General features: G+C 62.6%; 12 protein-coding genes. 4 read left to right on the plus strand and 8 right to left on the minus strand.

Going from position 1 to position 13,004, the window contains the following annotated elements:
- The first annotated feature begins 85 nt into the window (after positions 1 to 85).
- The 3 genes from vapB (at position 86) to CCZ27_RS22840 (ending at position 1,838) form a co-directional block, all read left to right on the plus strand.
- Entirely contained in the window at positions 86 to 322 is a 237-nt protein-coding gene (gene vapB, locus CCZ27_RS22830) for a type II toxin-antitoxin system VapB family antitoxin (protein WP_096453148.1), read from the plus strand.
- Entirely contained in the window at positions 322 to 738 is a 417-nt protein-coding gene (locus CCZ27_RS22835; RefSeq protein ID WP_096453040.1) for a type II toxin-antitoxin system VapC family toxin, read from the plus strand. The genes vapB and CCZ27_RS22835 overlap by 1 nt, the downstream gene beginning before the upstream one ends.
- A 482-nt stretch (positions 739 to 1,220) precedes the next feature.
- Positions 1,221 to 1,838 carry a DNA-binding protein gene (locus tag CCZ27_RS22840; RefSeq protein WP_096453042.1) on the plus strand — a complete coding sequence of 206 codons (618 nt, stop codon included), beginning with the start codon at positions 1,221 to 1,223 and terminating at the stop codon, positions 1,836 to 1,838.
- 230 nt (positions 1,839 to 2,068) lie between these two features.
- Here the strand turns inward: CCZ27_RS22840 and CCZ27_RS22845 are convergent, their stop codons facing one another.
- From CCZ27_RS22845 to CCZ27_RS22860, 4 genes are all read right to left on the minus strand, one after another.
- Positions 2,069 to 2,464 carry a type II toxin-antitoxin system VapC family toxin gene (locus tag CCZ27_RS22845; RefSeq protein WP_096453044.1) on the minus strand — a complete coding sequence of 132 codons (396 nt, stop codon included), beginning with the start codon at positions 2,462 to 2,464 and terminating at the stop codon, positions 2,069 to 2,071.
- Complete coding sequence (locus tag CCZ27_RS22850) at positions 2,461 to 2,712, minus strand: AbrB/MazE/SpoVT family DNA-binding domain-containing protein (protein ID WP_096453046.1); 252 nt, start codon at positions 2,710 to 2,712, stop codon at positions 2,461 to 2,463. Before CCZ27_RS22850 ends, CCZ27_RS22845 begins: the two co-directional genes overlap by 4 nt.
- 176 nt (positions 2,713 to 2,888) lie before the next feature.
- Positions 2,889 to 5,855, minus strand: a complete 2,967-nt coding sequence (locus CCZ27_RS22855) for a Tn3 family transposase (RefSeq protein WP_096453049.1) — start codon at positions 5,853 to 5,855, stop codon at positions 2,889 to 2,891.
- Between the two features lie 2 nt (positions 5,856 to 5,857).
- Positions 5,858 to 6,415, minus strand: coding sequence for a recombinase family protein (locus CCZ27_RS22860; protein ID WP_034928705.1), 558 nt, complete (start codon positions 6,413 to 6,415; stop codon positions 5,858 to 5,860).
- Positions 6,416 to 6,576: 161 nt separating this feature from the next.
- On the opposite strand from CCZ27_RS22860, the gene CCZ27_RS22865 reads away from it, so the two are divergent.
- Positions 6,577 to 7,560, plus strand: a complete 984-nt coding sequence (locus tag CCZ27_RS22865) for an arsenic resistance protein (RefSeq protein ID WP_034928702.1) — start codon at positions 6,577 to 6,579, stop codon at positions 7,558 to 7,560.
- A 90-nt stretch (positions 7,561 to 7,650) separates the two neighbouring features.
- On the opposite strand, the gene CCZ27_RS22870 is transcribed toward CCZ27_RS22865, so the two are convergent.
- From CCZ27_RS22870 to CCZ27_RS22885, 4 genes are all read right to left on the minus strand, one after another.
- The gene (locus tag CCZ27_RS22870) at positions 7,651 to 8,724 is read right to left on the minus strand and encodes a glycosyltransferase (protein ID WP_096453053.1); all 1,074 of its coding nucleotides are present in this window, start codon (positions 8,722 to 8,724) and stop codon (positions 7,651 to 7,653) included.
- A gap of 276 nt (positions 8,725 to 9,000) precedes the next feature.
- Positions 9,001 to 9,387 carry a hypothetical protein gene (locus CCZ27_RS22875; RefSeq protein ID WP_034928700.1) on the minus strand — a complete coding sequence of 129 codons (387 nt, stop codon included), beginning with the start codon at positions 9,385 to 9,387 and terminating at the stop codon, positions 9,001 to 9,003.
- Positions 9,388 to 9,477: 90 nt separating this feature from the next.
- A complete protein-coding gene (locus tag CCZ27_RS22880; RefSeq protein WP_096453055.1) occupies positions 9,478 to 12,639 on the minus strand; it encodes a CusA/CzcA family heavy metal efflux RND transporter in 3,162 nt (1,053 codons plus the stop codon).
- A 10-nt stretch (positions 12,640 to 12,649) separates the two neighbouring features.
- Positions 12,650 to 12,991, minus strand: coding sequence for a P-II family nitrogen regulator (locus CCZ27_RS22885; RefSeq protein WP_034928697.1), 342 nt, complete (start codon positions 12,989 to 12,991; stop codon positions 12,650 to 12,652).
- Positions 12,992 to 13,004: the final 13 nt, after the last annotated feature.

A 13,004-nucleotide genomic window follows, 5' to 3' on the forward strand; every position in this document is an offset into this window, starting at 1 on the left:
CACTCAATAGTGTAAATCCGCGTATGTACATTATCCCAGCGCTGATCTAATGTACATCCACGGTACATTCATTTCGGAGTTAGAGATGCACACGACACGCGCGTTCAAGAACGGCAACTCACAAGCCGTCCGCATCCCCGCCGACCTGGCTTACGACAGAACGGACATCGAGCTTGAGATCGAACGGGAAGGTGACGAGATCCGCATCCGTCCGGCGCGTCGATCGCTTTCGGGGGTGCTCTCGAAATTCGCCAAATTCGCCCCGGAGTTCATGGAACAAGGTCGTGGCGACCAGGAGCAAAATGAAAGGGACGCACTGTGATGGCGCGCTACATGCTCGACACGAACATGTGCATCTACCTGATGAAAAACCAGCCCGAGGCGGTCGCCCGGCGCTTCGCACAGTGCTACGTCGGTGACGTGGTCATGTCAGCGATCACCTACGCCGAACTGGAGTACGGCGTAGCTGTGTGTGCGGATCCAGAGCGGGAAAAGGCCAATCTGGCAGCGCTTATTGAGGATATTCCCGTCGTTGCGTTCGATGCAGCGGCGGGAGTAGCGTACGGACCGATCCGGCTTGCAACCCGCGAGAACAAGAAGGATGCGCTCGACAAGCTGATCGCCGCTCACGCGGTCTCCATCGGCGTGACGGTCGTGACCAACAACACCAAGGACTTTGTCAGGTATCCCGGCGTAGCGGTTGAGAACTGGCTGGAGCCCGAAAAGGATGGTCACTGAACCGCGGACGACCACGGTTTTCGGCATTCGTGTGTTTTGGGCCGTCTCAGAACTCGGACAACAACGCACGCCAAGGGTTGGCGCGTCAGGTTGAGCCCATAGACGCCATCCCGTAGGCCTCGGCCACACGGCCGATGCTGCCGACCTCGTCGGCTCGCTTGACGGCCTGCTCCTTGGACTCGGCCGTCCGCTCCGGCTTCCGTGCCGATTGAGGAGGGCGAAGGCCTCGGGGCCGAAGAAATGCTCCAGGAGCTCGACGTCGGTGAGCGCCCGAAGCTCCTCATAGAAGGAAAAGAGCATCGCAAGCTCCTTGCGAAGCCCGGAGACAGTTCCGGGTACCGCTGCGGCAGCGGTGCTGCGGCGATGCCCGGCGGTGTCTTTCCCATCCTTCACCCTACAACCCCACGAGAACGCGTCAAGAGGGCGCTTGCTATTGTTGTATGTTGTAGCAACCTACAACATAACCAAAAAGGAGCACCATTATGGCAATCAGCAAGGAGCAGATCTTCACTATTGCCGACGAGCTCGACGCCGCCGGCCAGAATCCGACCCTTGCCGCCGTGCGCAAGGTGTTGGGAGGCGGGAGCTTCACCACGATCTCCGAGGCGATGAACGAGTGGAAGGCGCGGAAGGCCGAGAAGGAAACCCCGCTCCGTCAGCCGGCCCCGGAGGCCGTTGCCGAACGACTCGCCGAGTTCGGTGCTGAGGTCTGGGCGCTTGCGCTCGAACTCGCGAACGGCCGTTTGGCGTCCGAGCGTGAGGCGCTCGATGCGGCCCGTGTCCAGCTTGAGGCAGAGCGGCAGGAGGCGGCGGAGCTCGCCGACCAGGTATCGGCCGAGCTTGAGGCTCTGCAGCAAAAGGTTGCCGAGCTCGAAGAGGCAAACACAAAGCTCGAGAGCGAGCACGAGAAGGCGCTGCGCCAGGTATCCAAGGCTGAAGAGCGAGCTACGACCGCCGAAGCCCGGATCACGGAGATCGAGAAGCGTGCGGATGACCTCAATACCGAGCTCGCGCGAGTGAATACGCAGAACACCGATCTGGTGAAAGCGCTGGCGGATACGGCGATGCGCGCGAACGACGCTGTAACCAAGAAGGAGTAACGGGGGGAGGTCTCTTCCTTCAACCCGAAAAAGTTGGGACGTCCCAACTTTTTCTCTCGTGGAGCGCCCCGGTCAGAGGGAGGAGAATGCGGCTGCACCAGTTCACTGGGCTGGCCGCCTCGCGTGCAGCGGGCTTCTGACAGAAAACGGTCAGGCGTCCACTGCACGCACCGCCGCGAAAGATCGAAATTGCTCGGAACTCCTGTGCACGGCGCGACAAAGCCGGTCCGTCACAAAAGGCGCGTTGATTGCCCTTGCGCCGTGAGAAGTGCCACCGCCTTCTTATCGAAGGAGACGAAGGTGTCCCCGCCAAGCCAGTTGCCTTCGTAGGCAATGACGCCATCGGCAAAGTCGCCGCCCGCGTCAAGCATCAGCAAGCCGGCCTCGACAGCAGGCCGGTTCACTTCCACATTCGCGGCGGCCAGTAGTGCCCGGATCGCGCTGGCCGCGTCGGATTGCTGGAAGCCGTAGACACGCAGCAGCACCCAAACAAATTCGCATAGGCACGGCAACGCGACCGCGATCAATTCGGCGTCGGTCAAGACTGCGGCGGCAACGTCCGCTTGTACGGGATCGTCACGCACAACCGCACGTACAAGGACGTTGGTATCGACTGCGACCTTCATTGCTTACCTGCCCAGCCTTGCGCCGCCGCCTCGTTGATTTCTTCGATGGTGGCAACTTTCTGTGTCCTGCCCGCGAGCAGGCCGACAAAGCCGGCTATCGTCCCTGCGGGCCGTGCCGCCTTGAGCATGCCCCGACCGTCTGGCAGCAAGTCCAGCTCGATCTTGTCGCCTGGCTTGATGCCGAGGTGTTGCAGTACCTCCTTCCGGAACGTCACTTGTCCCCGTGCGGTAACGGTCAATGTGGTCATAGTGGTGCGCCCTCACAATTCAAGGTTGATGCTTTGCAGTGTAATGCAAAAAAGCCTTACTTGAAGTTTTCGCCAAACGATCATTAGACGGTCAAACCGGACGTGATTTATTTTCCGTTTTCTGAGACGACCCCTGCCTTAGAGGGGTCGCCTCAGAAAACGGAAAAAATCGTACGCTAAGCCGGTTGCAGCGGTCGTAGCGGCCTGAACTTGCCCGCGCCGATCTTGGCGCTGCTGCGCCAGAGGTAATCGCCGGTCAGGTTGATGTGCTCCCAGCCCAGCGGCGACAGGCACTGCAACAGGCTGTCATCGATGACTTGGCCGTGGCTACGCAGGGCGTTCGCCGCCCGCTCCAGATAGACCGTGTTCCACAACACGATGGCCGCCGTCACCAGGTTGAGGCCGCTGGCCCGGTAGCGTTGCTGCTCGAAACTGCGATCGCGGATTTCGCCCAGCCGGTTGAAGAACACGGCGCGGGCCAGCGCGTTGCGGGCTTCGCCCTTGTTCAGCCCGGCATGCACGCGGCGGCGCAGCTCGACGCTTTGCAGCCAGTCCAGAATGAACAGCGTGCGCTCGATGCGCCCCAGCTCGCGCAGGGCCACGGCCAGGCCGTTCTGGCGCGGGTAGCTGCCGAGCTTCCTGAGCATCAGCGAAGCCGTCACAGTACCCTGCTTTATCGAAGTGGCCAGCCGCAGGATTTCGTCCCAATGGGCACGGACGTTCTTGATGTTGAGCGTGCCGCCGATCATGGGCTTCAGTGCCTCAAAGGCAGCATCGCCCTTCGGGATGTAGAGCTTGGTGTCGCCCAGGTCGCGGATGCGTGGCGCGAAGCGAAAGCCCAGCAGGTGCATCAGCGCGAAGACGTGATCGGTGAAGCCCGCCGTATCAGTGTAGTGCTCCTCGATGCGCAGGTCGGATTCGTGGTACAGCAGGCCGTCGAGCACGTAGGTCGAGTCGCGCACACCGACGTTGACGACCTTGGTGTGGAACGGTGCGTACTGGTCGGAGATGTGGGTGTAGAACGTCCGCCCTGGACTGCTGCCGTATTTCGGGTTGATGTGGCCGGTACTCTCGGCCTTGCTGCCGGTGCGGAAGTTCTGGCCGTCTGACGACGAGGTGGTGCCGTCGCCCCAATGCTCGGCGAAGGGGTGACGGAACTGCGCGTTGACCAGCTCGGCCAGCGCCGCCCCGTAGGTTTCGTCGCGGATGTGCCAGGCTTGCAACCAGGCCAGCTTGGCGTAGGTCGTTCCGGGGCAGGATTCCGCCATCTTGGTCAGGCCGAGGTTGATTGCGTCGGCCAGGATCGTGCTCAGCAGCAGGTTCTTGTCCTTGGCCAGATCGCCCGACTTGAGGTGGGTGAAGTGACGGGTAAAGCCCGTCCATTGGTCCACCTCCAAGAGCAGTTCGGTGATCTTGACGTGCGGCAGGATCATCGCCGTCTGGTCGATCAGCGCCTGCGCGGTGTCGGGCACGGCCGCATCGAGCGGCGTGATCTTTAGACCCGACTCCGTGATGATGGCGTCCGGCAGTTCGTTGGCCAGCGCGATGCGGTTGACCGTGGCGAGCTGCGTTTCCAACAGTGTCAGCCTGTCACGCAGGTACTGATCGCAGTCGGTGGCCACGGCCAGCGGCAATTCGCTGGCCTGCTTGAGGCTGACGAATTTCGCGGGCGGCACCAGGTAGTCCTCGAAGTCCTTGAACTGGCGCGAGCCTTGTACCCAGATGTCGCCGGAGCGCAGCGCGTTCTTCAGCTCCGACAGCGCGCACAACTCGTAGTAGCGCCGGTCGATGCCGGTGTCGGTCATCACCAGCTTCTGCCAGCGCGGCTTGATGAAGTCGGTCGGCGCATCGGCGGGCACCTTGCGGGCGTTGTCGCGGTTCATGCCGCGCAGCACCTCGATGGCGTCGAGCATATCCTTGGCGGCAGGCGCGGCTCGCAGCTTGAGCACGTCGAGGAATTCCGGCGCGTAGCGGCGCAGCGTGGCGTGGTGCTCGCCGATGCGGTGCAGGAAATCGAAGTCCTCGGGCTGCGCGAGCCGCTGCGCCTCGGTGACGCTCTCCGTGAAGGCGTCCCACGACATGACCGCCTCGATGGCGGCGAACGGATCGCTGCCCGCCTGTTTGGCCTCGATCAGCGCCCGGCCGATGCGGCCGAACAGGCGCACCTTGGCGTTGATCGCCTTGCCGGATGCCTGAAACTGCTGTTGATGCTTGTTCTTGGCGGCGTTGAAAAGCTTGCCCAGGATGCGATCGTGCAGGTCGATGATTTCGTCGGTGACGGTGGCCATGCCCTCGATGGCGAGCGCTACCAAGGTGGCGTAGCGGCGCTGCGGCTCGAACTTGGCGAGGTCGGCGGGCGTCATCTGGGCGCCCTCGCGAGCGATCTTCAGCAAGCGGTTCTGGTGTACCAGGCGCTCAATACCGGAAGGCAGATCGAGCGCCTGCCATGCCTTGAGGCGTCCGATGTGTTCAAGCATGTGCCGCGAGTTCGGCTTGGCCGGTGACTGGCGCAGCCAGGCCAGCCAGGTCGCCTTGCCGTTCTCGCGGCGCTTGAGCAGATCGTCGAGGCGGCGGCGATGCGCGTCCGACAGCGGTTCGGCCAAGGCGTCGTAGATGCGCCGGTTGGCGCGGGTGATCGCCTCGGCGCAGACGCGCTCGATCACATCGAGTGTCGGCAAGATGATGTGTTGGTGCCGCAGGGAGTCGAGGACACTGCCGGCCAGCACGATGCCCTTGTCGGTCTGCAAGGCCAGTGCGGTCGTGGCATGAACAGCCTGGCGATAGTGCCCCAAGCCGAACGGCTCCATGTCCAGGTACGCCCGCAGTTCGAGCAGGTGTTCGCGCCGGGTCTCCTCCCGTTCGGAATATTGCGGCCAACATGCCGGATCGAGTCGCAGGTGCCGTTCGATCCATTGCAGCAGGGGCCTCGGCACCTCAGCGTCCGGTAACAGGCCCTGACCGGGGAAGCGCAGCAAACACAACTGCACCGCGACACCCAGGCGGTTGGCCTCACCGCGCCGCTGGCGGATCAGTGACAGGTCGGATTCGCTGAAGGTGTAGTGTCGGATGAGTTCGTCTTGTGTATCGGGCAACGCCAGCAAGCTTTCGCGCTCGGCAGCGGACAGGATCGAACGGCGAGGCATGGTCAGGTTTCTCGCATGTACTGGTAAAGCGTTTCGCGGCTGATGCCGAACTCGCGGGCGAGCTTGGCTTTCTGCTCGCCCGCCGCGATGCGCCGTTTCAGTTCCTCGATCTTTTCGCTGTTCAGAGACTTCTTGCGCCCCCGATAGGCTCCGCGCTGCTTGGCGAGCGCGATCCCTTCGCGCTGCCGCTCGCGGATGAGCGCCCGCTCGAACTCGGCGAACGCGCCCATCACCGACAGCATGAGGTTCGCCATCGGCGAGTCCTCACCGGTGAAGGTCAGACTCTCCTTGACGAATTCGATGCGCACGCCGCGCTGGGTGAGCTTTTGCACCAGGCGGCGCAGATCATCGAGGTTGCGCGCCAGGCGGTCCATGCTGTGCACCACCACGGTGTCGCCCTCGCGCACGAAGGCGAGCAGCCGTTCCAGCTCAGGACGCTGGGTGTCCTTGCCCGACGCCTTATCAGTGAACAGCCGGTCCACCGAAACCTGCTCGAGCTGGCGTTCCGGGTTCTGGTCGAAGCTGCTGACGCGGACGTAGCCGATGCGCTGACCGTTCAAGGTGTACTCCTGAGGACAATGTGTCAGGAAGAAATTTATGACCCTTGGTGGCGTGTGTCAATCAATTCGGAAAGCAAGTCTATCCTGACGCTTTCGCGTCGGCTGGTCTGACGCCAGGTTAGGGTATGCTTCAAATTGACACAAAGGAGCGAAATACAGACATGCAAGACATCCGGGAAATATTCGAGAGGCACCAAGTCGGCATTTACTTCGCGGCCGTTGTGTTGGCTGCGCTTGTCGCTTTGCTCGTACCCGGCACGGCAGCGCTTGAGGGTGGCGTCAACCCGGCGCTTGCACTCATGCTGTTCGTGACATTCCTGCAAGTGCCCCTGGCCGACCTTGGCCGGGCCTTCAGTCGCGGCCGGTTCCTTGCCGCACTGCTCATTACCAATTTCATCGTAACGCCGCTCGTGGTGGCCGTATTGGTGCAATTCCTGCCATCGGACCCTATGGTGAGGCTTGGCGTGCTGCTGGTGTTGCTGACGCCTTGCATTGACTACGTGGTTACGTTCTCGCACCTCGGTCGTGCCGATGCGCGGCTGCTACTGGCGGCAACCCCTGCGCTCCTGGTTGTGCAAATGCTGCTGCTGCCGGTCTATCTCGGCCTGCTTCTCGGGAACGATGCCGCAACCCTCGTGCAGCCCGGCCCGTTCGTTCATGCCTTCGTCTGGTTGATCGCGGTTCCACTCGCTCTTGCTGGGCTTGTGCAACTATGGGCGGCTCGAAGCCTGGCCGGTGAAAAGACCTCAGCGGCACTTGGTCTATTGCCGGTACCAGCGACCGCCCTTGTCCTATTCGTCGTCGTCGCGGCCGTGGTGCCGCGCCTCGGCTCCGCGACCGATGCGGCCTTGGGTGTGATTCCCTTCTATATCGCCTTTGCTGTGATCGCCCCCCTGATCGGATGGAGCATCAGCCGGCTGTTCCGCCTTGATGCCCCCGCCGGCCGAGCCATCGCTTTCAGCGCAGGCACTCGAAATTCCCTTGTCGTGTTGCCGCTTGCTCTCGCTGTGCCTGGGGCCATACCCGTATTGCCTGCCATCGTCGTTACGCAAACTCTTATCGAGCTGCTCAGCGAGTTAGCCTATGTCCGCTTCATCGCGCGACTCGGCGATATTGATCCTGTTGCTTCGCAAACCTCCTCGTAGTCGAGCGTGGCAAATTTAGGGCCGCTACGACCGGCTTAGCGTACGATTTTTCCCTTTCGTGAGCCGACCCCGACTACTGCACCCGATTCGCTATCGACGCACCAACCCCTCATACATCGCCACATAGCAACCAACGACGGCAGCCCTGGAATGATGGGCTCGCACGGTATGGGCGCCCCGCTCGGCAAGCCGATGCCAGGCAGTCGGCCCCGCCGTGAGCAATGACCGCAGACATCCTGCAAGTTCGTCGGGCCGACCCGTTGCAACAACGAGCCCATTGTCTTCCGCCTGAATCAACTCGCGAGCGCCTACCGTGTCGGTGGACACAACCGGCAGTCGATGTGCCCAGGCCTCGAGAATGACATTGCCCAGCGGCTCATCGCGTGACGGGCAGATGAAGATATCGGCCAGATGAAAAATCGGCGTCGTCTGCATCTGCCAGCCGAGCCATCGTGTTCTGTGCTCGATACTTAGCGCCGCCGTTTGGCTTGCCAGCTTCGTGCATAGGGGTCCATCCCCGGCAATCACGAGAAAAAGGGGACGTCCGCCGATATGAGTCGGCAACGCTGCAAACGCCTCAAGGAGGTCCGAGAAGCCCTTCTTGGGAATCAGGCGTCCGAGCGAGAAGAGCACGATGGCATCGGCAGGAATTTCATACTGTTTGCGCAATGCGCCGATGAGGCTGGCCGGCGTGGGCGCAGGTGGCTCGACGAAGTTTCCAATACGATAGACGCGCTGAGCAGGCAGCCCTTCTCTGATCAGATAGTCGCACAGGGCCTTGCTGTTTCCGACCCAGGCATCGGCATGCCGATAATAGCCATCGATCTTGTAGAAGCCGCCCAGCCGAGCGACGTGAACAGCCGACGCACTGCGTGGAATGCGTGTCAGCCGCGTCGCCCGCCCCATGTAGGTTTGGACGATATCCGGCCGAAGACGATGAATCAGCCGCCGAATCGAGACGACGGATGCAAGGTCCCATCCACTTCGCATGGGTACGCCCTGACATGTCAAATCGGACGGCAAGGTCTGCGCCACCATTGCACCGGGGCGCGTTACGGCAACGACCTCCTGCCCTTCGAAATTTGACAACGCAGGGACAAATCGGGAGTAAAAGCTTTCTGCGCCGCCCAGTTCCCGACTGCCGATGATATGCAATGAACGCATGATTTGACGCCTGTGAAGTTATCTTTGGAACAATTGATTTGGGCAACGCGCGCGATGGGGCTTCGCTGTCGAGGCTGCTGCCGTACAGGCGCACAGTCGCAGCCTCAATCGCCCACGACGCCAAGGGGACGAGGCAGTACGCGGCACTGAACGGTGTGCATAAGGCGTGACCGGCCGCCCGGTGCCGGAAGCGACACCAGGGAGCGCAACAATGAATGCGGATCAGGCGGCTGCTCGAAACGTGCTCAGCACGTAGAGCGCAATGGGTGCGTCAAGTCATCGCAATCGGAACCATACGGTTGCCTCACCCCGCCCGGGGAGGGCAACCACGGCCACAAACTTCATGCCGGGGATGATCTTGAAGTGGCCTTGCACCTCGAATTTCTCCCCGGCGGGCAAGAGCGCGGTTTCGATCCTTTCCTTACCCGACAGCAAAGTGACTCTTGCGGCGCCTCCGGTGACGGCAACGCTCTTCCCATGATCGCGAAGGTAGAGTTGCAGCAGGGTTCGCGTAGCCACGAGTTCATAGTCCACTTCATTGACTTCGGCCACCATGCCGCCATGTCGGGGCACATGGTCCTTGTCATGGTCATGCCCGCCTGCGGCGAAGACGCTGAAGGACACCAGGACGATCACCGTTGCAATGACAGAAGCGTGTTTCATGCGACCTCCATGACGAAGGAGAGAACCGCGGGTGGATCGGGTCTATCGGGCGAAAGCGCAGCGGTCCGTACCCTTCCGCCCCACACAGGATCAATGGGCGGGAGCCAATGTCTCCGCGGGTGACGCCATTCGCCTCTCGCGTCCATGGGCGATGCGATACAGCGCCGGCAGCACGAGCAGCGTCAGTGCGGTAGACGACAGGATGCCGCCGATGACCACAGTGGCCAGTGGCCGCTGCACTTCGGCACCGGTACCGACCGCGATCGCCATGGGAACGAACCCGAGCGATGCGACCAGCGCCGTCATCAGCACGGGACGCAATCGCGTCAGCGCGCCCTCCCGGATCGCGTCATCGAGATCGAAGCCGTCATCGCGCAGACTCCGGATGTACGAGATCATCACCAGGCCGTTCAGCACGGCCACGCCCGACAGCGCGATGAAGCCGACACCGGCGGAGATCGACAGCGGGATATCGCGCAACCACAGCGCCAGGATGCCGCCGGTCAGCGCGAAGGGGACGCCGGTGAAGACCAGCAGCCCGTCCTTGACATTGCCAAACATCATGAAGAGCAACGTTAGGACAAGCAGCAACGCGACCGGCACGACGATCTGAAGCCGTTTGGCGGCCGACTGCAACTGCTCGAAGGTGCCGCCCCAGGTCGTCCAGTACCCTGTGGGCACCTGCACCGCCGTGGCGATCTTCGTTTCCGCCTCGGCGACGAAGGAACCAATGTCGCGCCCGCGCACGTTGGCGGTCACCACAACCCGACGTTTGCCGTTTTCGCGGCTGATCTGGTTGGGGCCGGGCGCAGACTCGATGCGTGCGACATCGCCCAGCCGGACGAAGCCACGCGCGCCGTTCTCGCCGGCGGGCACGCGGATTGGCAGACGGCGGATCGCCTCGAGGTCACCGCGAATCGCATCGGGCAACCGGACCAGGATGTCGAAGCGCCGGTCGCCCTCGAACACCGCCCCGGCCTCCTGCCCGCCGAGCGCAGCCGAGACGCTGTCCTGGACGTCGGCGACGTTCAGGCCGAGCCGGGCAATCTGATTCCGCTCGATCCGGACCGTCAGCATGGGCAGGCCAGTGGTCTGCTCCACCTTCACGTCGGCAGCACCCGGAACCCCCTCGAGCACGGCGGCAATGCGTTCTGCCGTCTCGTTCATGGTGTCCATGTCGTCACCGAAGACCTTCACCGCCACGTCGCTGCGAACGCCCGAGATCAACTCGTTGAATCGCATCTGAATCGGTTGCGTAAACTCGTAGTTGTTGCCCGGTATCTGACCGACCGCACGCTGCATCGCCGCGACCAGCTCACTCTTGGACTTCTGCGGGTCCGGCCACTGGTCCCGCGGCTTGAGCATCACGAAGTTGTCGGCGACATTGGGTGGCATCGGGTCGGTGGCGATCTCGGCCGTACCGATCTTGGCGAACACGTTGTCGACTTCGGGGAAGGTCTTGACCGTGCGCTCCAGTTGCACCTGCATGTCGATCGATTGGCTCAGGCTCGTGCCTGGAATGCGCAACGCATGAAGTGCGACGTCGCCCTCATCGAGGCTCGGGATGAATTCGCTGCCCATGCGGGTCGCCAGTAGCCCTGACAGCACGATGCTGACGCAGGCGATCGTCAGAACCAACGGCTTGCGCGCCATGACCCAGTCGAACGCCGGGGCGTAGCCGCGCTTGGCGATCGTCATCAGCCGATTTTCGGTCTCGCTGACCTTGCCGGACAGAAAGAGCGCAACCGCTGCGGGTACGAAGGTGACCGACAGAATCATCGCGCCCAGCAATGCGGTCACGACGGTAAAGGCCATCGGGTGGAACATCTTGCCTTCGACCCCGGTCAGGGCAAAGATCGGCAGGTACACCACCATGATGATGAGCTGGCCGAAGAGCAGCGCCCGCCGCGATTCCTTCGACGCCACGAAGACTTCGTGAAACCGCTCGTTGCGCGTCATCGGCCGGTCGAGCGCAGCCTGCGCGTGGGCGAGGCGGCGCACACAGTTCTCGACGATCACCACGGCCCCATCGATGATGATGCCGAAGTCCAGGGCGCCCAGGCTCATCAGGTTGGCGCTGACCCGGTTCGTCACCATGCCGGTGAAGGTGAATAGCATCGCCAGCGGGATCACCATCGCGGTGATGAGCGCCGCACGGATGTTGCCGAGAAACAGGAACAGGATGGCAATGACCAGCAGAGCGCCCTCGGTCAGGTTCTTCTTGACCGTGTCGATGGCCTTTTCGACCAGGATGGTGCGGTCATAGACCGTCTTGGCGACGATGCCCTCGGGCAAGGTCTTGTTGATTGCCTGCAGGCGTGCGTCGACCGCCTTCGACACGTCGCGGCTGTTCTCACCGATGAGCATGAACACCGTGCCCAGCACCACTTCGCGGCCATTCTCGGTCGCGGCACCGGTGCGCAGCTCCTTGCCCAGGCCCACTTCAGCCACATCGCGGATGCGTATCGGGACCCCTTGGGCGTGGCCGACGACGATATTGGCGATATCGTCGATGCCGGCGACCTGTCCCGGTGCGCGGATCAGATACTGCTCGCCCCGACGCTCGATATAACCTGCCCCCACGTTGGCGTTGTTGCGCTCGAGCGCCGTGACCAGATCGCTGATGGCCAGCCCGTAGGACACCATGCGCTCGGGCAGGGGTGCCACCTGAAACTCCTTTGCATAGCCGCCGATCGTGTTGATCTCGGTGACCCCTGGGACGGTGCGCAATTGCGGCTTGATGATCCAGTCTTGAATCTCGCGCAGATCCATCGGTGTGTACGCGCTTCCGTTGGGTTTTTTCGCGCCCTCGGTCGCCTCGACCGTCCACATGTAGATTTCGCCCAGCCCGGTGGCGATGGGGCCGAGCGCCGGGGCGAGGCCGGCCGGCAGTTTGCTGCGGGCCTCCTGGATGCGCTCGTTCACCAGTTGCCGGGCAAAGTAGATGTCCGTGCCGTCCTTGAACACGACGGTGACCTGGGACAGGCCATAGCGCGACAGGGAACGGGTCTGCTCGAGATTGGGCAAACCGGCCATCGTGGTTTCGATCGGGAAGGTCACGCGCTGTTCGGACTCCAGCGGGGAGTAGCCGGGTGCTTCGGTGTTGATCTGGACCTGGACATTGGTGATGTCGGGCACCGCGTCGATGGGCAGACGCTGATAGTTGTAGATTCCGACGCCGACCATGCCGAGCACGGCGAGCAGCACGAGCCATCGTTGATCGATGGCGAAGCGGATGATGCGTTCGAACACGAGCCTCTCCTCAAAGCGCCGCGGCGTCGCGTTCGCCGGTGCGAATACGGACCGCGGTGACGAGTTCGACGACACCGACCATCCCGTCGCCCGGTTGCCCCGTGCGTGCCGCCGCCGCGACCGCGTCGACGATGGCGGACGCGTCATCGTCCTGGCACAGGATCAGCAGCACGAGCACATCGTGGGCGTGGGGATTCCATTCATCGGCGACGAACCGGTGGTCCGGCCCATGCCCGCGGGGATGGCCTTTCGCGCCGAATACGGTGAAGCCGGGGCAATGCGGGAGCGTTTCGAGCGCCGTCTCGACGGCGTCGAGGCGGTGGGGGCGAATCATGGCAGTGATCTGTTTCATGTCGGGGGCTCCC

Origin of the sequence: Thauera sp. K11, from assembly GCF_002354895.1 — a bacterium.
Classification (GTDB): domain Bacteria; phylum Pseudomonadota; class Gammaproteobacteria; order Burkholderiales; family Rhodocyclaceae; genus Thauera; species Thauera sinica.